Origin of the sequence: Synechococcus sp. WH 8016, assembly GCF_000230675.1 — a bacterium.
In the GTDB taxonomy this organism is placed as follows: domain Bacteria; phylum Cyanobacteriota; class Cyanobacteriia; order PCC-6307; family Cyanobiaceae; genus Synechococcus_C.
Genome location: NZ_AGIK01000001.1, coordinates 344,033 through 363,356, shown reverse-complemented (window position 1 = coordinate 363,356; position 19,324 = coordinate 344,033). Strand labels below are relative to the sequence as shown.

The following is a 19,324-nucleotide window of genomic DNA, read 5'->3' as shown; positions in this document are numbered from 1 at the left end:
CAGCCCCATTGTTCATTCGACGGACAGACAGAAGTGATGATTCGATTGGTATTGGCCGCACTGGTTTTCGTCTCCGTCATCTTGACTCCGGTCCTTCCCGTTTGGGCAGTGTCAGCAAGCGAGCTGGAGTCTCAACTCAGCAGCAAGGAAGGAATCGCGCGATTGCTGCCATCGTTTCGCGATCAGAGAGGGCACTTCAAGGTGCCCGATCCCACCAAGGATCCACAGGCGTTTCTGACGTCCCAGCAAACTTTGACGATTCTGATTGATCAGGCTGAGAGCCTGGCCTTGAACCGGTTAAGCCCCAGCGCCCTGCAACGGCGACTGAGCGAAACGCCAACGCACTTACCACCGGAATGGAAACGCGCTGAGATTGCCGTCCGGACCGACGGAAGCACCCAAAGTTGCGCCGATGCAGGCATCGACTGCTCCGCCTATGGATCCGGTTCGTTTCTCAATACCCTGGAACCCGTGGAGGGTCTAAATAAGGCTTTCTACAGAAGTGTGAATGCGCAAGGTGATGCAGAAGCGCTTGTGTATCTGCAACCGACCGCGGTTGCCAGTGTGAGCAGGATTCTCCTGGCAGCTTCCAACTCCGCAGGTATCTGGATTCCAGCTGCATATGCCTTGGGTCCTGCAGGTGGGGATGCATTCCTGATCGTGAACAACTGCCTTGACCTTGCTGAAGCGGACAACGGAATCCTCAAACCAGCCGCAATGCTTGTTGCTGCGCTGCAGTGGGTTGAGTAGGCGTAGCCGCTATCTCCAACGCTTGCCATCCTGGCGTCATCGACTATTTGGTGCGTCCAGATCCTCAGAGGCAGGTCACGATGTGATGCTGTCTGAACCCGAGATGCTTGCGCAGGGCTTATTGGCTCATCTCAGTAGCCGTTGATGCATCAAGCGATGGCAGGATCTGATCCGGATCCCATTGTCGTTTCAGCTCCCGCAGATGCTCTAGGTCGTCCCCATAGGCCAGCTGAAGCTGACGCCCGTAGCGGTTTGTGTCGGGATGGCGTTCAGCCAGGTAGACATGGCAACTGATGGGAGCGAGGGCATCAAACAGATCGTCTGACCATTGCCTCACAGATTCCGCATTGGCGATCTGATCCGGGTGCCAGAGCCCTGAAATCACAATGGACCATGCGGCCTTTCTTCCCCTGTAAGAGGAACTGCGCATGGGCCGATCGCACACCGCACCACCGAGCTGTTGCAGGTCGATCCGGCAAAGGCGGTTGGGAGCGCGTTGGATCGCCGACCTCAGGATTGTCGCAAGAGCTTCTGACTGACCCGCTTCCACACTGATGGCATGGATCCAGGAACGCAATCGCCGCCGGCGATCGGGGTCGACCATCGGCTCCTCCGGCAGACTTCCGTCATGGCGGGGCATGTTGAAATCAGGCAGGTTCTCCAGACCCATCACCTGCTCGCACCAGACCTGGGCTGAATCCGCAGCAGACGAGGTCGCACCATTGCTCCCAACAACAGCGACGCTGTAACGCAACAAAGCAGGCTGATCACTGTCGGGCAAAACGCCCAACACGAATGAGCACGAGCACGATCGAGGCAGCGCTTCTGCGTCCCGAAGGTGGCCTTGCAACCAATCCAGTGCATGCAAGGAACGACTCACCTCCAGCGGTCGTCGTTCATGGGTGTGCAAGGTGGCTTCCGTCACCACCGCAAGAAACGGCGCCGCCCCACGCAGCCACATCCAGGCCTTGGCGTCCTGCCCGTGCTCTTCCAGGACGAACGGCGTGCCATCGGCACGCACACCCCGCAGAGCCACGATGTTGTCGAGGGTGAGACCAAGACTGCGGCTGAGGTGGCCGATGCCCCCCATCAAGAGCAGCCCGAAGCCTGGCGTGGCATGGGTTCCCACCGGAACCATGCGTCGATGGGGAGCCAGCGTGCGAAGCAGCGTTCCCATCCCCACACCGCCCTGGACGCGCACCCGATCTCCATCGAGCTCGATCGCGCTGAAATGCGCAGAGAGGTCGAGCACGAGTGCGCCATCTGCGGCACAGAAGCGACTGTGGCCACCGCTACGCACCATCAATGGAAGACCGTCCTGGCGGGCCTGCTGCACCGCAGCCACCACATCCTGCTCATGACGAGGCTGGACGATGATCAATGGATTGGTGGCGGCGGCGTCACCGTTGAAGAGACTCGCCAGCGCTTGGTCATAAAGGCGATGTCGTGGATGCAGTGCCATGAAGCTCAATCCCCTGAACTGAGACTTAGGGTGGAAAGATGGATCAGCAGGCTCAAGACCGTCGCCACCGCCACGGGCATGATGAATAAGCGCATGGACTGCTGGTAGGTCTGAAACGTCAACCGCGATACGCCGAAGAGATCATCACCAACCAGTGACATCAGAAGACCTCCAACTACAAACACAAAGGTGAGCAGCAGTGGTGATGCCACGACTGCCGCTTGTTGCGGAAGTTCCTGGCGAACAAATGACAAGACAAGTGGCGCCGCACCCAGCCCAAGTCCAAGCACGAACGAGGCCAGAAACGCTTGAGAGCTGCTTAGCGGGACACTGAACAACAAAACCATTGTGAGTCAGGCAAGCGCTGAAAAACTTCGAGACGGAGCCGCCAGACCGGATCGAGCAGCCCATAGGCGAATAATCAGTCCACCAAGCGTCAAACCAGACACAAGCATGGAGTTCATCGACGCAGCAAGTCCTGAGGTTGCGTTGAAAATGTCCACCTGAAAGCAGATATTCCAGAGATCCTCGAGAGCTAGAAAACAGGTGAAAAGGCCAACGAAATACAACGTCCCAACCCAGAACCGAGGCGAACTTATACAAAGCACTAGAGATCGCCCCATTGCAGCCCAAGAAGGAACCTCTTGCCAACTCAATGCCGCCTCACCAGGCCGGGAAGACAGCAACAAAAACATCAACAAAGAGATCACTATTAAAACAACTGTGCTCACACCAAACAACTGACTTAGCCTGCTAATCCATGGCATAAAAGCGAAGACTCCGATCAAGGCTCCCACTCCATTGGCACAGCTTTGGCTGAAATTCAGAATGAAAGGAAAGCAGCGCGAATAAACCATTGAAACAACCTCTATAACACCTACAAAAACTGTACAAAATCCAATACCAAAGAGAAATCTAGCCAGAACCAATTGAGGAAAGGAGTCAGCAATTGCCATCACCCAAGCACCAGAAGCAGCAGCCCAAGCCGATGCCACAATCAACAGTCGGATCGGAACGCGTGTCGACAGAATTCCCAGAAACAATTGAGAGTACGAATATGCAAAGAAATACACACCACCCGCCAAACCAATCTGGGCGTCATTCAACCTCAGCTCTAAAGCCAATCCACCAGCCGCGATTGTATAACCAACCACACAAACCAAATTCATGCAAAAGAAGGTTTGCACAACAATCCATTACAAGAAACCCGTTCGTCCCATACCAGTGCATGGACAAGGCTGGTTGAACACTAGCCATCAACAGCAGTCATGGCATGCTTCAACGCAAATTGGCACAACTTTGATCAATACAGCAATGATGATTATCGAAGCGAAGACCAGTTGCAGATGAAGCAAAGTTATCAACCCAAGAACAATCAGTAGACTCTATTTCAGAGCTAAAACTGATATCTTGATCATCAACGTATCGACTCAAAACAAACACTGCACCTCCTTTCCCCTGACCTCTGAGCACACCGAGACCACCGATCGCTCGATTCAGCTGAAACCTGCAGCCATCCAGACGCAGCCGGCCGGACTTCAGAAAAATTGCGCCACCCAGACCAGCCCCGCTGCCACCACAACGATCACTGCCATCAGCACCAGCAAATCCTCCCAAACCCGGCACACCTGCGGCACCAAGCAAGCCTCCTCGTCCACCAGCACCACCGCCGCCACCAAAACCACCCTGTCCCCCATTGCCGCCATTGGCGCCATTCGCAAATCCACCAAAGCCCCCGCCACCAGAAAACGCGATCGATCCGACCTCAAGCCCTTCCGATCGAGGCCCCTCCGAAGAGAACGTGCCAACGCCGCCGTTGCCGCCATGACCGCCATTGCCGCCGTGACCACCTTCAGGTGAGCCATTTCCGCCGTTGCCCCCATTGCCGCCATTGGCAAATCCGCCAAAGCCTCCACCACCAGCAAAGACAATGGCCCCGAAACCCGTGCCACATTCGCCGTGAATGCCACTGGCCGATCCGCGATTGACGCTGGCAGAACGGGGCCTGAAGCTCAAGACACGCCGCAATCGTCTTGCAAGCCCCGAAACGGAGGACACACTTCCACGGTCAACTTGACGAGAACTGGGGACTTGATTCGAGCGCGAGGCTGAGGTCTGAATCGGCTCTGACGAAGCGGGCAACCCCGCAGACAGCGCCCCACCCTCACCGCCAAGAGCGCTGTTGCCCACAAAGTCAATGTTGCGGAGACTGACCTCACCGGCCGCGATGAACAGCGCACCCCCCATTCCGGCGTCACCACCAGCACTATCAGTCCCGTCCTCCCCACGAGCCAGACCATCGATCAAGCTCAGATCCGACAACGCAACGTTTCCGGCATCAATGCGAAGAATGCGGCAGGAATGAGCGCCACTGATGATGACACCATTCCCCATCAACTTCAGATTTGACACGATCACTGGAAGAGGCTGATCTAGCTCGATGCGAGACACCGAGGAATCGATCTCCAGAACTGAGGACTCCCGCTTCGCAGCGATCTCAAGGGCCCAGCGCAACGAACCCTCTCCATAATCCGAGGAGGCGGTGATCCTCAGAGATTCCGTGAACTCATTCATCGAACAACACTCAGCACAAACTCATGCGGTCTGAGGTCTGAGACATCCCATGGCATTCCAGGCAAGAATGAAAAAAGAGCAAGAAGAACCAACTGCATCAAAAGTACCGAAATAATTCCATAGCAAGTGATCCGTAGGGATGAATTTTGCAGCCAATTTTCATAAAGTCGACTAAGCCACGGCACGAAGAAATGCCCCGTCAGAAGAACTGTAATTAGATTACTAATCAACATATTGAAGGGCAAGGGCAGCCGACCAAGGCTAGAGCTTCCCAAAAATGTCAATAGCATGACCGACGGATACAGTGCCAGCCAGACCAGAAAATTCACCTTCCAAATCGGCACCTTTTCAGGCTGCTTCATCCGGATCCACTGATCAAAGGAATTCGCCTCAAGCGTTCCTCGATAGCGATAATTCATTAAGGATTCAGCCCGATGCAGCAAATTCCGCCGCTCTGAACTATCTAGCCAATGCAAACATTGATCCAGAGCTTCGAACACAATGCGTGTTGTGGCCAGCAAATGCTGGCCATCGTCCTTTTCCTGAAATGAAATCGACTGCCCGCGGTATCCATCAAAATGCTGGGCCGCCTCATTCATTTGATGCTGGAAGTCCTCAAAGGATTGCTTTTTCTCAAGAGAAATCACACTGTGAATGGTGTACACAAAATGACCCGAATCAAGCAATTCCGAATCATTCGAAGAAGCCATAGCCTTCAGTAGCGCGCACCATCAGGAAGCAAACGAAATTCCTTCCAGACTTCACACGCCTCACCCTGGAGAATTTGCGTGAGCTTGATTTCACGTTTGTCTTTGGCATGTTGCATGTCCTCATTGATCTCCTGATCGGAGAACAAATCGCTGTAATCCGACCAAGCCGCGGCATAAAAAACAGTGCGGATCCCAGCCCAGTACGCCGTCGCGTAACACATCGGACAGCATTCACAGCTGGTGTACATCACACAACCGCTGAGGTCCCAGGTTCCCAGCTTTTTGCAAGCCGCGCGGATGGCGTTGACCTCAGCATGGGCACTGGGGTCAAGATCCTTCACCACGCTGTTTCCTGCCGCGGCAACCACCTGCCCGTCCTTGGCGATCACAGCACCGAAAGGCCCTCCTGTTTTGTTCACAACACCGGCGTCCCGCATTAGGCGGATCGCTTCACGCATCAACGTCTGATCCTGATCCGAGGCCATGGCTTCGCAAACGTCTTACAGCATTTTGGTCATAATCACCGAATGCGGCAAATGATAACGATGATTGCCCCCACAGCCCCCTGGGTTCGCTATTGGCTAAGGGGCTTTTCATCGGCTCTAGCCACGAATCACTCGTGCTAAATCAGGCCAGGGAGGCGTTGCCTGAGACAGAGAGAAGGGAGAGTCCAGCGGCGAGTGAAGCAGCAGCGATGGTTTTGATGGAAGTCATCGGTTTAAAAGGTATGGGTGGTTGGGGTGGTGTTTCCCCCGATGAACACACCATCTCCGGAATCAATGGCTGAGGTGATGACCACCGACAAGAGGCTCTGTGATCTTGCTCACAAGTGCTTAAAAGCAATAAAAAGCCCCACCGATTGGCGGGGCCATTGATGAATGAAAATGCTTGATGTAAATCATTGATCCCTGGCGGATTCGAAGCCAGGAGCCGTGCAGAGAAGGCAAATAAGAAGCCAACCCTGTGAGCACCCTTAGTAACCCTACAAAAACTTTTTCCTGCGACATCTGATGGGTTGACTCCGGACGATAAACCTGAGCTTTGCAGCAGACCTTTCGTCGTCAATCTTGGTTGAGTTTCAACCGAGAAACTCGTCCAACACCAACCTGACCCTGGGATGCCGCTTCCACCAACTTCGATAGCTCTTTGTCGTCCAAGGTTTGGCTTCCTTGCACCTTAAGAGTGGACCAGTCGAACCTCGGAGTTTGGGGAGCGACGTTTTTGGCATTTTCCAGTAGAGACTTCGCAATAGACCTCGTATCTTCACCCGCTTTGTCACTCAGGAAAACGACCTGAGCAAGCGTTGGTGTGTCTTTTTTGCCGTAAACAAGAGTGACTAGATAAGGGAAGAACTGTGCTTTGTCAGCACTACCGGTGGATTCGCTCAAAGGTTGTTGATCTGAAAAATCTCAGTTTAAGTGACGGCAATTGGTTCTAAGCCCCATCCAGCAAAGCGCGCTGGTTTTATCTAATTTCAACCTGTTTCAACAGCAGCGGCATCTCGCAAACGGAAAGCAAAAAAGTAGTACTAGATCAACGATTCTTCTTCTGCTTCTAAAACTGATTCTGGTTCTGATTCGGCAACGGTCAGCGTTGTTTTAAGCCTCTCTGCCCAACCAGTGAGCCAACGTTCATCGGAACGACTAAAACATCGTTCCGACCAACCACCAATCACAACCCACCCGTTTTGACCTAAGGGTTGCACCATCACGGAGGGCAAGCCTGGCAAGACCGGATCAAATTCGGCTTTACCCGGGTAGAGGGCTGTTTTTACCAGAGATACCAGTTCTTGTTTTTGCAGGGATCGTCGACAGATCTCACCAGGTGCAAAATCACCAGAACCTAAAAGGCCCCGACGAAGTAGAACCGAACCCTTCCAAAACACAAGAATGGTGGCTGCAGAGGTTGCGGTTAGAAACTGATGGCTGCCCCACGCCAGTTCAGACCGGACCGTATCCACTAAATCTGAGGAGAGCACAAAACCCTGTTCACCCTCCAGTTCAACAGCTTCCGGACTGCGTGGAGAAGCCCTTGTCCAGAGGATGGAAACGAGCATCAAGCCAACGCCTGCCATCCCGGCGAGAACATCGGCACGCTCCAAGCTGGGAGTGACCGTTTCTGCTGTGCTGGCGTTAAGGATGGAAAGCCCCAAAACAAGCACGCCTGCAAGCAAACACCATTGGGCGGATCTCAACATGTTTTGCAACTCATGAGCAGTCAGATCGATGCACTCTTGCTGAAATAGAAGTCAACGCTCCAACGCTGATGACGGAATCCGAAGCCTTTGCCGCGATTGCACTGGCCACAGTCGCTTGCGATGGAGTACTGGGCAAGGATGAAGCGCACGCATTGAGGCGTCAACTGGAATATCGAACCCCTTATAAGGATCGAAGCGAAAGTGAGATGGCAATGTTGTTTGACCAACTGCTCAAACGCCTTCGCGAGCAAGGATCAAGACAATTGATCAACGATGCTCTCCCCCAACTCAAAGCGTCCCAAAAGGAAACGGCTCTCGCTGTGGCCGTACAGCTGGTTCACGCTGATAGGACGGTAACGACTGAAGAGCAAACGTTTCTCAACGAGCTCGCTCAAAGCGTTGATCTCCCTCAAGGCAAAGCACAAGCCGTGATGGACGCGATCATGGCCTTGAATCACGACAGCCTTTCCAGCTGACGACAGACTCCACCAATCGAACGCCTCATGATGCCTAGCCTTTTTAAGTCTCTTCAGCTGTTCATCGCCGCAAGTCTCTGTTTTTTCTTGGCAGTACCAGCGGGTTTTGCCTTATCGCCTCAAGACCTACCAGCTCAGCCGCCGGAGAAAGCCGTCCTTGATTCAGCTGATGTGTTGAGTCGAGCTGGAAAAAATGAAATTGAAGCTCGGCTGAATCAACTGGAATCCTCAAAGGTGGACGCCAGAGTCATCACTTTGCGGAAACTGGACTACGGGCTGAGCCTCACGGGATTCGGAGAGGAATTGGTGGAACGTTGGTCCAATAACGACAACAGCAGTGAGCGTCCACTCATCCTTTTCCTTGAGGAGACCCAGAACAAACAAGCTGCAATTGTTGTCTCAGCAGAGCTGAGTGATCAACTGCCAGACGCCTTGCTCCGCAGTACCGCGCGGACCACCATGAGTCAGCCGATGCGAGATGGAGAGCGATTCCGCCAGGCGTCCATGGATGGAATTGAACGCATTGCGGTGGTTCTCAATGGCGGTGAAGATCCCGGCCCTCCGGTTCAAATTGAACGCACCACCCTTCCCACAAACATTCCCACGGTCGAGGAAACGAGCGAAAGCAACGCTTTCACCTGGGTGATTGTGCTTCTAGTCGTTGGAACCATTGTTCCAATGGCCACCTGGTGGGTCTTTTCCCGCTAAACAGCTATGGCATTTCGCAATTGGATCGGAGCCTTCGGCAAGGCCAACTCCCTTGATGTCAACTCTGATCTCGACCGCGGCTATGAAGCGGCCCTCTTGATCCAGAGCTTGGAGCTGGAGTACTACGGCGACCGTCCCATCAGGCCCGATCTAGAGCTCTCTGTTCCGAAATCTGTTCAGGCAACCGTTCTGCGCAAGTTTCGCGTTGCGATCAATGTTTGTCGTACGTCGCTCGATCAGCTGGAGTATCAGCGCTCCCAGCTGGATCCTCAGGAACTGCGACAACTTCAGCTGATTGAAAGTGTTGTGAATCGGTACAGCCCTAAACGGGCTTCGACCGCTCCGACCATGACACGGGATCCTGATCCGCTGCCGCGCTCCCTACTCGGGGTGTTCGACAAGGTACGGAGGCAGCTCAATCCAGCGGGTGAAGCGACCTTAGTTGCAGGCTTTCGGAGACGCAGGGATTCAACCCTGATCTCATTGAAGGTTCTTCTACTACTGATTCTGGTGCCACTGTTGGTCCAACAGGTCAGCCGCACATACATCATTAGTCCTGCTGTTGACCGCTTTGCTCCAGACCTGCCCTTCTTGAGTTATCCGAAGCCACAGCTTGAAGAACAGGCCGTAGAAAAGTTGCGCGTGTATAAGGCGGAAATTGAATTCGATGCCCTTCTTCGTGGGGACTCCATCCCAAGCCAAGAAGAGCTCCAACAAAAACTTGGGGAAAAAGCTTCTGAACTCAAAGAAGAAGCGGACGCCGAAAGCACCCATGCTGTAAAAAATGTTTTAGCTGACATTTCAGCCACGCTTGCTTTCGTGATGGTCTGCTTATTCAGTCGCGAAGAGCTGAGAGTTCTTCGCGGATTTTTTGATGAGGCTGTTTATGGATTAAGCGACTCTGCCAAGGCATTTGCGATTATTCTCTTCACCGATATCTTCGTTGGATTTCATAGTCCAGAAGGCTGGACTGTGCTGCTTGATGGCATTGCAAATCACTTTGGATTCCCTGCCCGAGAAAACTTTATTCTCCTATTCATCGCTACATTCCCGGTGATTTTGGCGACAATTTTCAAATATTGGATCTTCCGGTACCTCAATCGTGTCAGTCCATCCTCCGTTGCCACACTGCGAGGCATGAACGGAGGCGGATAAACCGTTGGCTAGCCCAAACAAGCAAAGACCCAAGCTTCCGAACGGGCTCGTTCTGGTAAGCGGGCCAAGCCGAGGAGGGAAAAGCCGCTGGGCTGAACATTTACTCAGCTCTCAACAGACAGTCACCTACGTCGCAACCTCAGCGCATCGTTCGAATGATCCAAGCTGGGACGAGCGGATGCGGCTGCATCGCGAAAGACGACCCTTGCACTGGCAGCTGCGCGAACCAGGACGCAAGCTTGCCGAATGCATTCGCAAAGAAGAGCCCCATCAACCGTTGTTGATCGATGCGCTTGGCGGATATACGGCAGCGCATCTCGACCTCAACGATCATGCCTGGACTCAGGAGGCAGAAGAACTCATCCAAAGTCTTCTCACACGAACATGCCCCACCGTGATCGTGATCGAAGAAACAGGCTGGGGCGTCGTCCCCGCCACAGTGATTGGCGGATTGTTTAGGGACCGCCAAGGTTGGCTGGCCCAACAACTAGAACAACACGCTGCCGATAGCTGGCTCGTTGTACAGGGAAGAGCATTGAATCTTTCTCAATTAGGCATTCTCGTTCCGTGAAACAAATCTCAAATGATCAAGCATGTAATGAACGGCCTGTGATTCAAAAGCCTTTGAGGGTGGCACTGTGGGAACCACAAATTCCCCCCAATACGGGAAACATTGCCCGTACTTGCGCAGCTTTTGGTTTACCCCTGGATTTGATTGAGCCCCTTGGGTTCAGTCTTGAAGATCGGTATTTAAAAAGAGCTGGTCTTGATTACTGGCCCCACGTTGATCTCACCATCCACAAGGACACCGATTCGTTTTTTAAGTCGCTTGGGAAAGACTCCAGGGTGATTGGCTGCAGCCGTCGAGGCGGCGTGGCTCTTCAAGAAATGCAGTTCGAACGCGGAGATGTCTTGTTATTCGGTCGAGAAGACACCGGCTTATCGGAAGCAACACGCAGTCGCTGCACCCAAATCACAACCATTTCGATGCCCTGCAGCGCCGGAGAAGATGGCCAAGGGGGCGTGCGGAGCCTCAATCTTTCCGTGGCTTGCGCCATCGTCAGCCACCACGCAGGCTTGCAGCTTCAACTGTGGTAATTGGCAAGCTGACACTTCAGCCCTTGCGCCGATGTCCTGCAGCCGCTACTTTCAGGCCGTTCCTGAGCTGTGGCGGCTTCTCCAGGATCGTTACCCATCGCTGATTCAGATGAAGCCCCTTCTCGTTCTCGTTACGGCAATCGCATCAGGAACGTCTTTATCTGTCTTGTCACAGCATCCTGGGTTTGCGGATGCTGGCCATGTGCAGGCACCATTTCTCCTGGCATCGGCACCAGCAACCCAAAGCAGGCTTTGGGTCAAGGTCTCGACAAGGAGCACTCTTCAAGATATAGCTGCTGATCTCGGACTTTCCAACTCAGATTTAACCGCTCTTAACGACCAGGCTTCCCAAGACACGATCAAGCCTGGTGCTTGGATCGTGATCCCTGCTGACGCTGAGGAAAGCCTCGCTAGCGCGACCCGTCTTGACGGAACAACGGTCCTCCGCAAAGCACCGCTTCAAACTCCTCCAGCTCCACAATCCGTTGTACGCATCAAAGCCAACGAGTCTCTGTCAACGTTTTCTAGAGATCAGGGAGTCAGCTTGAGTGAGTTGCGCTCATTGAATCCTGGTCTCGATCTAGCCCGTTTGGCGATCGGTAGCGAAGTGCGTGTTGCCAAGGCTTCTCCCAGAGCGCTTCTTGCGATTCGTCCAACGGTTTCAGGCGGTGCCAGCTTTCCAGCTCTACCTGCATTGCCTGGAGCTGAGGGTGAGTCTGTTGGAAATCAATCCTTCATATGGCCCACAAAAGGTGTTTTCACCTCTGGTTTCGGATGGCGTTGGGGCCGCATGCATAAGGGCATCGACATTGCCAACAACGTTGGCACTCCCATCGTTGCCGCCAAAGACGGCGTTGTGAAATTTTCTGGTTGGAGCAGTGGTTACGGTTATTTAGTGGAGTTAGCTCACCCCGATGGATCTTCCACCCGTTACGCCCACAACAGCCGCCTCTTAGTTCGCAAAGGACAAATGATTCCCCAGGGAGTAAAAATTTCCCTCATGGGCAGCACGGGAAGAAGCACTGGACCTCATCTACATTTTGAAATTCGCCAACGTGGTGGTTCAGCACTCGACCCAATGGCCAAGCTCCCAGCACGTCGCCGCGCATAAACCACCCGGGCGATCGTTTAAAATATTGGGGTAACGGCTCGGTAGCTCAGCTGGTTAGAGCGTGGGATTCATAACCCCAAGGTCGGGAGTTCAAGTCTCCCCCGAGCCATTTTTTGCTTTGATTAAATCGCTAACGCGACCAAATCTCAGCGCATTTCAATTGCATTAAGTCGTTCTCTGAATGATGTTGGGCTGTCTTTCGTGGTTTCTTCCATGATCAAGATCGGTTGATCCTCAGGAACTGGATTTGGACGCCGCTGTTGCCTCACCGATTGTCCATGGTGGGGCCTTGCCTGAAGTGTGAGCTTTCTGGTCTGGGAGTCACGGTTGAGTGGCTGGCTTTTAAGCTCACTACGCACTTGATTTAAAAGTCGGAAATGCCCTGTACTGCTGAATTTCCGCAATAAGGCCTGATCCCAAGACATGGGTTGATCAATCATCGAATGATTTTAGAACCCCATCATCAGCAGGGAAGCTTATTCACGATTCATCGCACGGCAACCGAGACGAGGGCGTGATAAATTAAGGGATGTAACTAGAAGTCGGACCGACTTTGGATTGAGTCTGGTCTGCTGCTTCCGTCACATCCCCATCGACCTTTCATCATGACCGACAACGGTTGCCTGCGCGTGGGCCAACAGGCCCCTGATTTCACCGCTACCGCTGTAGTTGATCAGGAGTTCAAAGAAATCAGCCTGTCTCAGTACCGCGGCAAGTACGTGGTGCTCTTTTTCTACCCACTGGACTTCACCTTCGTTTGCCCAACAGAAATCACGGCGTTTAGCGATCGCTACTCAGATTTCTCCAGCAAAAACACCGAAGTGCTGGGCATCTCCGTTGACAGCCAATTCAGTCACCTGGCTTGGATCCAAACGGCACGCAATCAGGGCGGCATCGGCGATATCAACTATCCGCTCGTTTCAGACCTGAAGAAGGAAATTTCCACTGCTTACAACGTTCTCGATGACGCTGAAGGCGTGGCCCTGCGTGGCCTGTTCATCATCGACCCTGAGGGTGTGATCATGCACGCCACGATCAACAACCTCCCCGTTGGCCGGAATGTCGATGAAACCCTGCGTGTCTTGCAGGCATTCCAGTATGTGCAGTCCAATCCAGATGAAGTCTGCCCAGCTAACTGGACACCAGGCGAGAAGACCATGAAGCCTGATCCCAAGGGCAGCAAAGAGTTTTTTGCTGCGATCGGTTAGGGACTCAAGGCCAAAGGGCCGCATGATGACACACGGGACAGGTCAACGATCTGTCCCGTTTTTTAATGGTGCGCCATTTCATCAAACTCCGATTGAGTCGTTTTGAGCGTAAGCAGCAACTCCCTAGAGAAGCCACTTGAAAAGACCGCAGAGGCTTGAGAACGGGCATACGTTGAATTTGCGATTTAGTCTCATCGGAGACAGGCATGGGGTGCCTGAAAGACAAATGATGAAACTATCTTCGACTCAATCCAATGGGATTCATTGTTGTTGCTAGCTGTCTCGTGGTAGCAGCCACCGTGTGTTTGAAGTTAATGAACGCATGACTCACAGAAGGTCATCAGCGGTGATTAGCCATCCCTGTGATCCAGAAATGCTCGTTGCCAATCAGTGCTTTTTCAGCCAGTCTGAAAGGATCGATCAAGGGCACTGATGAAAGGTCTACTTCAATTCTTCAGCTGGAAAGGAGAGCTTGGAAGGCTTGACTATTTAGGCGAGGTCATTAAGCGACTGCTCATCCTCTCACTCATCCTTGCTGTCAATATTGGCCTGTGCATGTTAGTAGGATTGGAAATTACTCCGGAAACCTGGGATAACAACCTCTCCCTAACCACAATTTCAGCATTGTTGATCATGGTTCCAGTTGATATTCGAAGACTCAACGACATAGGAATCAGTCCTTGGTGGTTAGTACCAGTCTGGATTCTCAGTCAAATTCCACAGCCACTTGATGGATCACCACAGGTTGGAGCCTATACCTTTCTCGTAGCAGTGCCATTGCTGCTATGGGGCCTATTTATTCTATTTAAACCAGGCAAAGCATTAAAAGAATATCGTCGCCAGAAAGGATGATTTGATCGTGAAGGTTGGCTTCACAATGCCTTATCAAGATCCTGCACGACAACATCTTTCGAACCAGTTCCCTGCAATAGGGCATCAAGGCCCCCGCGTAAATCCTTGGCCATTGCCACGCGACTGCCATCACTAACAACCACACGCACTAAGGTTGGCAACCCACCACGACGGGCTCTGAGATAAATCGGCTCAACATAGAGAAGGGCATTTCCGAGTGGCACGACCAAAAGATTGCCTTGAACAACTTGAGAGCCCGCACGGTCCCATAGGCCAAACTGCTGGCTGATGATGGGATTCTGATTGATCAGAGCCTGGATCTGCTCAGGACCAAAAATCGGAACATCACTAGGAAAGCGCAACAGGATCAGCTCTCCGTAATGCTCAGCATCGCTTCTTGCCGCCAACCAACCGGAGAGATTGGGACGGGCAAGTGGCGTAAGGGGTTGTAAAAGTAAAAATTCGGAATCAACACTCGGCTTCACTTGCGCCGTAATGTGATAAGGAGCCACAGGAATCTGTGTTTTTCCATACAGCTCTTTTGGAACCTGCCAAACATCATCTCCACTGTAAAAAATACGTGGATTCGTTACATGGTATCGGAGCAATTGTTGAACCTGTAATTCAAACAAGGCACTAGGAACCATCAGATGCTGACGCAAAGACGGTGGCATAGCAGCCAAGGGCTGGAACAATTCGGGAAACACCTTCTGCCAACCACGAATCATTGGATCGTCTGGTTCACTCACATAGAGATGCACTGTTCCGTTGTAGGCATCAACAATGGCTTTTACTGAGTTGCGTACATAGCGCATCTCTTGTCCGTCAGGAAGGATTGAGGCATAGGGATAGGTGTTAGAGCTGGTGTATCCATCAACAATCCAATACTGATGTTGATCTTCCTGATACTGATCAAGACCAGACTCCATGGGAACGGAAACTAAATAGGGATCACCTTTCAACTGCAAAAAAGGTGCTAAAGCCTTCACACGCTTTTTAACGTCACGTCGCAACAACAAACGTGAATCCGATTGCAAGACGCCCGTATTCAGCAACCTTGGGTCACGGATGTAAATCGATGCCGCAATCCGCTGCCCTAAAGACGCCAGTGGCACACCAGCTCTACCTGAATAATGGTTATATGTGTTTTCATCGCCTTCTGGATGATTGAACTCTTCGATTTGCGTTGGAGCAACGGCATAGGGAGATGGAAGCATTCCGAAATAGAGCGCAGCCCGACCAATTGGCACATTATTCTTGACATCTTCGCGACTAATATCAAGGAATTTATTACCACTAATACTCGCTGAACGACCGATGTCACTGATGAAATAATCAGGGAGCCCATCGGCTCCTCTGGAGTTCACTGGACTCAATGTGAATCCATAGCCATGCGTAAACACGAAGTGACGATTCTGCCAAGTGCGTGACCGCTTGGGGAGAGCTGCCTGGTCGAGTTCACGCGCAGCGAGCATCACTTGCTGGCGTTCAAGTAAATCAGGACGCAATTGATAGCGATCAACGGCTGCATTCGTAAAGCGGTAATAAACCCTGAGCTGCTGCAGCTGTCGGTTTGTTGCGAGTAGAGGTTGGCTATCCCACAAACGAATATTGCGCAAAGTACTGGCACCTTGCTCGCGATCCTTAGGGCTCAAGCGAGGAGAAGGATCAAACTGTTGGGTGGTAATACGGTCCAATTGATAGGCCTGTCGTGTGGCCTCAATCGCACGACTGATATAGGGGGTCTCCAGCTGTAATTCCCGCGGGCGCACGACAAGCCAGTGCATCAGCGGAAACAACACCATTTCCAAGCCAAAGGAGGCCACCGCGATACAGGACAAAATCAGCCGAAGCTGACGACGACGAAAACTGGAAAAGGGTGACGGCAAAACAACAATCGCCAACACAAGCAGCGCAACAGCTCCCGCCGATCGCAAAGGAAGCAGCAGATGAACATCGAGCCAACCTGCACCTGCAACGATTCCATCCTGAGTCCAAAGCAACTGGTGCCTTGAAAGCCACATCAAGCCAGAACAAGTCACCAACAAAAGTGCACAACCAGGCCTCAAACCATGTCGTTGACGCTTCGTTAATCCTGAGAACGCCCAATCACTGAGACATGTTGAACGTGTTAATTGACTCCATAAAGCAGTACTAAGGGTGAGTAAAAGCTGCAAAAGTACTAATTCAAGCCCCAGCGCGATCGCAGAAAAACGACCTAAACCAAAGCTCACATCAGACCCCAGCATCGGTTCCACGCGGCCGAGGTCAGGAATTGAAAGAGCAAGACTCCAAAGTCCCCAACTCCGCGCAACGATCAAACAGATACACACACTTCCATAAACCTGGGCAAGACCTAGACGACGGCTGCGGGTCAAGCCGAACATGATCAACGTCAGCACCAGAATGGACAAGCTGAGCAGCGGCCAACCTGTCGAAAAGGGAAGACTCCACCAATACGACAGTGAAAAGGGGTCACTCCAGGCCAGCCAAGCCAAACGGGTATCAATGGCTAAAACGGTGAGCATCACCAGAAGACATGCCAAGAGGCAGAGCCCGTAGCGATACCCCGTTAGGACAGGTCTTCTCTCGTCCTTTTCTGCTTGAGGTGGTCGCAACCAAGACTGACGCCAAAACGCACAACTGCCCACGAACACAAAGGCAATGAATGCGCCTGCTAATTGAAGGAATAAGCGTTTGCCGTAAACAGACCCAAGTTCAAATTGATCGAACCAGTACCACTCAACCTGCAGTCTTGAAAAAATTACAATCAATGGGATCAACAAGATCCCAAAACGCCCGATCATCCGGAAGATTTTTGCCACTGGATTGACCACTGAATTTGCCACTGCAGTGGAGCGAATCAAGTTGCAGCTGGCTTCTGAGCCAGAACAGGTTGATGAGAATTATTTTCTATCAATCGATTCTCTCCGTTTTGAGGATGATCCAGGCCAGCTAATTCATAGAAGCGAGAACTCGATAGTGTTTCTTCCGCAATCAACGCCTCAACAAGACGATCCATCACCTCGCGACGAGGTTCCAACAGGGTGATCGCCGCATCGAGAGCCTGGATTGCCAGCTGGCGGACGCAGGCATCAATCGCTTTCCCTGTGCTTTCCGCATAAGAGGGACGCGTATGAATGAGATCTCTGCCAAGGAACACCTCCTGATCTCCACCTTCAAGAGCAACGGGCCCCAAAGAAGAAAATCCAAAGCGAGTCACCATTTCTCTGGCGAGATGAGACACCATTTGCAGGTCTCCACTCGCTCCCTGGGTGATCTCACCTGGTCCAAACACCACCATCTCAGCAGCACGACCACCCAGAGCCATCACAAGACGGGCCCGCAAATAAGCCTTGCTGACCAAGCCGGAGTCAATCACCTCCTCATCAGGGAAAAATCGGGTGAATCCGCCCACACCGCCACTGCGGGGAAGCAACGTCACTTTGTCGACGGGATCGGCGTGAGGCGTATGGGCTGCCACCAGGGCATGGCCAATTTCGTGATAAGCAATCAGCCGTTTCTTGGCACTGTCTTGCAAAGGAGAGGCAGACAACCCCATCGTGATGCGTTCGAGCGCTGCTTCTAATTCAGAGCTCCCCACAAAAGAGCTTTCATTTCGCGCCGTCAGGATCGCAGCCTCATTGATGAGATTGGCGAGGTCAGCACCGGAAAAGCCTGGGGTTCTTAAGGCCCAATCCGCCAGAGACACGTCGTCTGAAAGCGGCCGACTGCGGGCATGAACGGCAAGAATCGCCTCACGCCCCTTGCGGTCGGGCAGATCAACGTAAATACGACGATCAAACCGGCCGGGACGCATCAATGCCGTATCGAGCACATCAGCCCTGTTGGTGGCAGCAAGCAGGATGACGCCTGAATTATCCGCAAAACCATCCATTTCAGTTAACAGCTGATTGAGGGTTTGCTCGCGCTCATCATTTCCTCCACCAATTCCTGCACCGCGTTGACGACCAACGGCATCAATTTCATCAATAAAAATGATGCAAGGCGATTTTTCCTTGGCTTTGCGAAACAGATCGCGCACACGACTGGCACCCACACCCACAAACAGCTCAACAAATTCAGAGGCCGCGATGGAGAAAAACGGCACCCCTGCCTCCCCAGCGATGGCCTTGGCAAGCAATGTTTTTCCCGTCCCTGGCGGTCCCACCAGCAACACCCCCCGAGGGATGCGCGCACCCAAACGAATAAAACTCTCCGGTTGCTTCAAGAAGGTCACAACCTCTTGGAGTTCTTCCTTGGCTTCGCTAATTCCGGCAACGTCCTCAAATCGAACGGTGATTTCATCTTGAGGGCGGATCCGCGCTTGGCTGCGCCCAAAGCCCATGGCCTTATTGGCGGCCTGCGCTGAGCGCCGGAGAAGAAAGGAAAGGCCCACCACAATCAGAACGATCAGGGCCAAATTTCCAGCCAACCCAGCCAAGGCCTGTTCCTGACGAACATCCTTCACCGTCAGGGGAACGCCAGCGGCTTCGGCTGTGCGCAAAATCATTTGATCGTTCGCCAGGGTGGGAACCGTGGCGTTGCGACCATCGTCGTATTCCACAATTACTTCCCGACGCGCAGGAACCAATTGCAGATCTTTGACTTTTCCCGCTGAAATTTGCGTCAATAACTCGCTGTAACTCGGCGGTGGATCCGATTTAAAGCGAGCAAAAGGATTGGTGGGCTTTTCCTTGGCATCGCTCCCAGATGCCTGGGAGACAATGATTTCACGATCTTCCGGACCTGAACTCACACCGTTCCTGCGATGTATTAAGAGTAGCGATTTGACGAGCGGACTCTCGAAAGGAGATTATGGGCGTTTGGAAGAGTTCCGGCTGCAATGGCTGTACCGAAGAAGAAAACCTCTAAGAGCAAGCGCAATCAACGGCATGCTGTTTGGAAGGCAAAAGCAGCCACTGCTGCACAACGTGCCATGTCAATCGGCAAATCAGTGTTGAGTGGTCGCGCACAGGGTTTTGTGTATCCGGTTGCTGATGCTGATGACAGCGAGGACTGA

22 protein-coding genes and 1 tRNA gene are annotated in these 19,324 nt (G+C 52.6%); 12 read left to right on the top strand and 11 right to left on the bottom strand.

Annotated elements, in window-relative coordinates; translation table 11 throughout:
* The first annotated feature begins 81 nt into the window (after window positions 1-81).
* Complete coding sequence (locus SYN8016DRAFT_RS01945) at window positions 82-750, top strand: hypothetical protein (RefSeq protein WP_253909762.1); 669 nt, start codon at window positions 82-84, stop codon at window positions 748-750.
* Window positions 751-868: 118 nt separating this feature from the next.
* Here SYN8016DRAFT_RS01945 and SYN8016DRAFT_RS01940 read toward each other — a convergent pair whose 3' ends face one another.
* The 6 genes from SYN8016DRAFT_RS01940 to SYN8016DRAFT_RS01915 all read right to left on the bottom strand — a co-directional run bounded on the left by SYN8016DRAFT_RS01940 (window position 869) and on the right by SYN8016DRAFT_RS01915 (window position 5,981).
* Window positions 869-2,212 (bottom strand): FAD-binding protein, encoded by a 1,344-nt coding sequence (locus tag SYN8016DRAFT_RS01940; RefSeq protein ID WP_006852543.1) that lies wholly within the window; start codon window positions 2,210-2,212, stop codon window positions 869-871.
* 5 nt (window positions 2,213-2,217) lie between these two features.
* The gene (locus SYN8016DRAFT_RS01935; protein WP_006852542.1) at window positions 2,218-2,559 is read right to left on the bottom strand and encodes a hypothetical protein; all 342 of its coding nucleotides are present in this window, start codon (window positions 2,557-2,559) and stop codon (window positions 2,218-2,220) included.
* Between the two features lie 6 nt (window positions 2,560-2,565).
* Entirely contained in the window at window positions 2,566-3,381 is an 816-nt protein-coding gene (locus SYN8016DRAFT_RS01930; RefSeq protein ID WP_006852541.1) for an MFS transporter, read from the bottom strand.
* 109 nt (window positions 3,382-3,490) lie between these two features.
* On the bottom strand, window positions 3,491-4,786 hold the full coding sequence (locus SYN8016DRAFT_RS15210) for a hypothetical protein (protein WP_006852540.1): 1,296 nt from the start codon (window positions 4,784-4,786) through the stop codon (window positions 3,491-3,493).
* Window positions 4,783-5,496 (bottom strand): hypothetical protein, encoded by a 714-nt coding sequence (locus SYN8016DRAFT_RS01920; protein WP_006852539.1) that lies wholly within the window; start codon window positions 5,494-5,496, stop codon window positions 4,783-4,785. The genes SYN8016DRAFT_RS15210 and SYN8016DRAFT_RS01920 overlap by 4 nt, the downstream gene beginning before the upstream one ends.
* 5 nt (window positions 5,497-5,501) lie before the next feature.
* Window positions 5,502-5,981, bottom strand: a complete 480-nt coding sequence (locus SYN8016DRAFT_RS01915; protein WP_006852538.1) for a nucleoside deaminase — start codon at window positions 5,979-5,981, stop codon at window positions 5,502-5,504.
* Between the two features lie 92 nt (window positions 5,982-6,073).
* Between SYN8016DRAFT_RS01915 and SYN8016DRAFT_RS14815 the strand changes: the two genes are divergently transcribed.
* A complete protein-coding gene (locus tag SYN8016DRAFT_RS14815) occupies window positions 6,074-6,283 on the top strand; it encodes a hypothetical protein (RefSeq protein ID WP_141561317.1) in 210 nt (69 codons plus the stop codon).
* A 274-nt stretch (window positions 6,284-6,557) separates the two neighbouring features.
* Here SYN8016DRAFT_RS14815 and SYN8016DRAFT_RS01910 read toward each other — a convergent pair whose 3' ends face one another.
* Window positions 6,558-6,884, bottom strand: a complete 327-nt coding sequence (locus SYN8016DRAFT_RS01910) for a hypothetical protein (RefSeq protein WP_006852537.1) — start codon at window positions 6,882-6,884, stop codon at window positions 6,558-6,560.
* Between the two features lie 140 nt (window positions 6,885-7,024).
* The gene (locus SYN8016DRAFT_RS01905; RefSeq protein WP_006852536.1) at window positions 7,025-7,693 is read right to left on the bottom strand and encodes a cofactor assembly of complex C subunit B; all 669 of its coding nucleotides are present in this window, start codon (window positions 7,691-7,693) and stop codon (window positions 7,025-7,027) included.
* A gap of 68 nt (window positions 7,694-7,761) precedes the next feature.
* On the opposite strand from SYN8016DRAFT_RS01905, the gene SYN8016DRAFT_RS01900 reads away from it, so the two are divergent.
* From SYN8016DRAFT_RS01900 to SYN8016DRAFT_RS01870, 7 genes are all read left to right on the top strand, one after another.
* Window positions 7,762-8,169 (top strand): tellurite resistance TerB family protein, encoded by a 408-nt coding sequence (locus SYN8016DRAFT_RS01900; RefSeq protein ID WP_006852535.1) that lies wholly within the window; start codon window positions 7,762-7,764, stop codon window positions 8,167-8,169.
* 30 nt (window positions 8,170-8,199) lie between these two features.
* Entirely contained in the window at window positions 8,200-8,877 is a 678-nt protein-coding gene (gene psb32, locus SYN8016DRAFT_RS01895; protein WP_006852534.1) for a photosystem II repair protein Psb32, read from the top strand.
* A 6-nt stretch (window positions 8,878-8,883) separates the two neighbouring features.
* Window positions 8,884-10,032, top strand: coding sequence for a proton extrusion protein PcxA (gene pxcA / locus SYN8016DRAFT_RS01890; protein ID WP_006852533.1), 1,149 nt, complete (start codon window positions 8,884-8,886; stop codon window positions 10,030-10,032).
* A 4-nt stretch (window positions 10,033-10,036) separates the two neighbouring features.
* Window positions 10,037-10,603, top strand: coding sequence for a bifunctional adenosylcobinamide kinase/adenosylcobinamide-phosphate guanylyltransferase (locus tag SYN8016DRAFT_RS01885; protein ID WP_038013139.1), 567 nt, complete (start codon window positions 10,037-10,039; stop codon window positions 10,601-10,603).
* Complete coding sequence (locus SYN8016DRAFT_RS01880; protein WP_006852531.1) at window positions 10,600-11,130, top strand: tRNA (cytidine(34)-2'-O)-methyltransferase; 531 nt, start codon at window positions 10,600-10,602, stop codon at window positions 11,128-11,130. The genes SYN8016DRAFT_RS01885 and SYN8016DRAFT_RS01880 overlap by 4 nt, the downstream gene beginning before the upstream one ends.
* 109 nt (window positions 11,131-11,239) lie before the next feature.
* Complete coding sequence (locus SYN8016DRAFT_RS01875; protein ID WP_038013612.1) at window positions 11,240-12,241, top strand: peptidoglycan DD-metalloendopeptidase family protein; 1,002 nt, start codon at window positions 11,240-11,242, stop codon at window positions 12,239-12,241.
* A 35-nt stretch (window positions 12,242-12,276) separates the two neighbouring features.
* Window positions 12,277-12,350 (top strand) — tRNA-Met (locus SYN8016DRAFT_RS01870).
* A gap of 37 nt (window positions 12,351-12,387) precedes the next feature.
* Here SYN8016DRAFT_RS01870 and SYN8016DRAFT_RS01865 read toward each other — a convergent pair.
* A complete protein-coding gene (locus tag SYN8016DRAFT_RS01865) occupies window positions 12,388-12,681 on the bottom strand; it encodes a hypothetical protein (protein ID WP_006852529.1) in 294 nt (97 codons plus the stop codon).
* Between the two features lie 165 nt (window positions 12,682-12,846).
* Between SYN8016DRAFT_RS01865 and SYN8016DRAFT_RS01860 the strand changes: the two genes are divergently transcribed.
* Entirely contained in the window at window positions 12,847-13,449 is a 603-nt protein-coding gene (locus SYN8016DRAFT_RS01860) for a peroxiredoxin (protein WP_006852528.1), read from the top strand.
* 432 nt (window positions 13,450-13,881) lie between these two features.
* A complete protein-coding gene (locus SYN8016DRAFT_RS01855) occupies window positions 13,882-14,301 on the top strand; it encodes a DUF805 domain-containing protein (RefSeq protein WP_006852527.1) in 420 nt (139 codons plus the stop codon).
* 20 nt (window positions 14,302-14,321) lie between these two features.
* Here the strand turns inward: SYN8016DRAFT_RS01855 and SYN8016DRAFT_RS01850 are convergent, their stop codons facing one another.
* Window positions 14,322-17,108 carry a UPF0182 family protein gene (locus SYN8016DRAFT_RS01850; RefSeq protein ID WP_006852526.1) on the bottom strand — a complete coding sequence of 929 codons (2,787 nt, stop codon included), beginning with the start codon at window positions 17,106-17,108 and terminating at the stop codon, window positions 14,322-14,324.
* A gap of 56 nt (window positions 17,109-17,164) precedes the next feature.
* On the bottom strand, window positions 17,165-19,060 hold the full coding sequence (gene ftsH / locus SYN8016DRAFT_RS01845) for an ATP-dependent zinc metalloprotease FtsH (protein ID WP_006852525.1): 1,896 nt from the start codon (window positions 19,058-19,060) through the stop codon (window positions 17,165-17,167).
* An 87-nt stretch (window positions 19,061-19,147) separates the two neighbouring features.
* On the opposite strand from ftsH, the gene rpmF reads away from it, so the two are divergent.
* The gene (gene rpmF / locus SYN8016DRAFT_RS01840; protein ID WP_006852524.1) at window positions 19,148-19,324 is read left to right on the top strand and encodes a 50S ribosomal protein L32; all 177 of its coding nucleotides are present in this window, start codon (window positions 19,148-19,150) and stop codon (window positions 19,322-19,324) included.

Bases quoted from the DNA above. Each gene is read 5' to 3' on its own strand.
- SYN8016DRAFT_RS01940 (WP_006852543.1), bottom strand. From the start codon at position 2,212: ATGGCACTGCATCCACGACATCGCCTTTATGACCAAGCGCTGGCGAGT.
- SYN8016DRAFT_RS01935 (WP_006852542.1), bottom strand. From the start codon at position 2,559: ATGGTTTTGTTGTTCAGTGTCCCGCTAAGCAGCTCTCAAGCGTTTCTG.
- SYN8016DRAFT_RS01930 (WP_006852541.1), bottom strand. From the start codon at position 3,381: ATGAATTTGGTTTGTGTGGTTGGTTATACAATCGCGGCTGGTGGATTG.
- SYN8016DRAFT_RS15210 (WP_006852540.1), bottom strand. From the start codon at position 4,786: ATGAATGAGTTCACGGAATCTCTGAGGATCACCGCCTCCTCGGATTAT.
- SYN8016DRAFT_RS01920 (WP_006852539.1), bottom strand. From the start codon at position 5,496: ATGGCTTCTTCGAATGATTCGGAATTGCTTGATTCGGGTCATTTTGTG.
- SYN8016DRAFT_RS01915 (WP_006852538.1), bottom strand. From the start codon at position 5,981: ATGGCCTCGGATCAGGATCAGACGTTGATGCGTGAAGCGATCCGCCTA.
- SYN8016DRAFT_RS01905 (WP_006852536.1), bottom strand. From the start codon at position 7,693: ATGTTGAGATCCGCCCAATGGTGTTTGCTTGCAGGCGTGCTTGTTTTG.
- SYN8016DRAFT_RS01900 (WP_006852535.1), top strand. From the start codon at position 7,762: ATGACGGAATCCGAAGCCTTTGCCGCGATTGCACTGGCCACAGTCGCT.
- psb32 (WP_006852534.1), top strand. From the start codon at position 8,200: ATGCCTAGCCTTTTTAAGTCTCTTCAGCTGTTCATCGCCGCAAGTCTC.
- pxcA (WP_006852533.1), top strand. From the start codon at position 8,884: ATGGCATTTCGCAATTGGATCGGAGCCTTCGGCAAGGCCAACTCCCTT.
- SYN8016DRAFT_RS01875 (WP_038013612.1), top strand. From the start codon at position 11,240: ATGAAGCCCCTTCTCGTTCTCGTTACGGCAATCGCATCAGGAACGTCT.
- SYN8016DRAFT_RS01865 (WP_006852529.1), bottom strand. From the start codon at position 12,681: ATGATTGATCAACCCATGTCTTGGGATCAGGCCTTATTGCGGAAATTC.
- SYN8016DRAFT_RS01860 (WP_006852528.1), top strand. From the start codon at position 12,847: ATGACCGACAACGGTTGCCTGCGCGTGGGCCAACAGGCCCCTGATTTC.
- SYN8016DRAFT_RS01855 (WP_006852527.1), top strand. From the start codon at position 13,882: ATGAAAGGTCTACTTCAATTCTTCAGCTGGAAAGGAGAGCTTGGAAGG.
- SYN8016DRAFT_RS01850 (WP_006852526.1), bottom strand. From the start codon at position 17,108: ATGATCGGGCGTTTTGGGATCTTGTTGATCCCATTGATTGTAATTTTT.
- rpmF (WP_006852524.1), top strand. From the start codon at position 19,148: ATGGCTGTACCGAAGAAGAAAACCTCTAAGAGCAAGCGCAATCAACGG.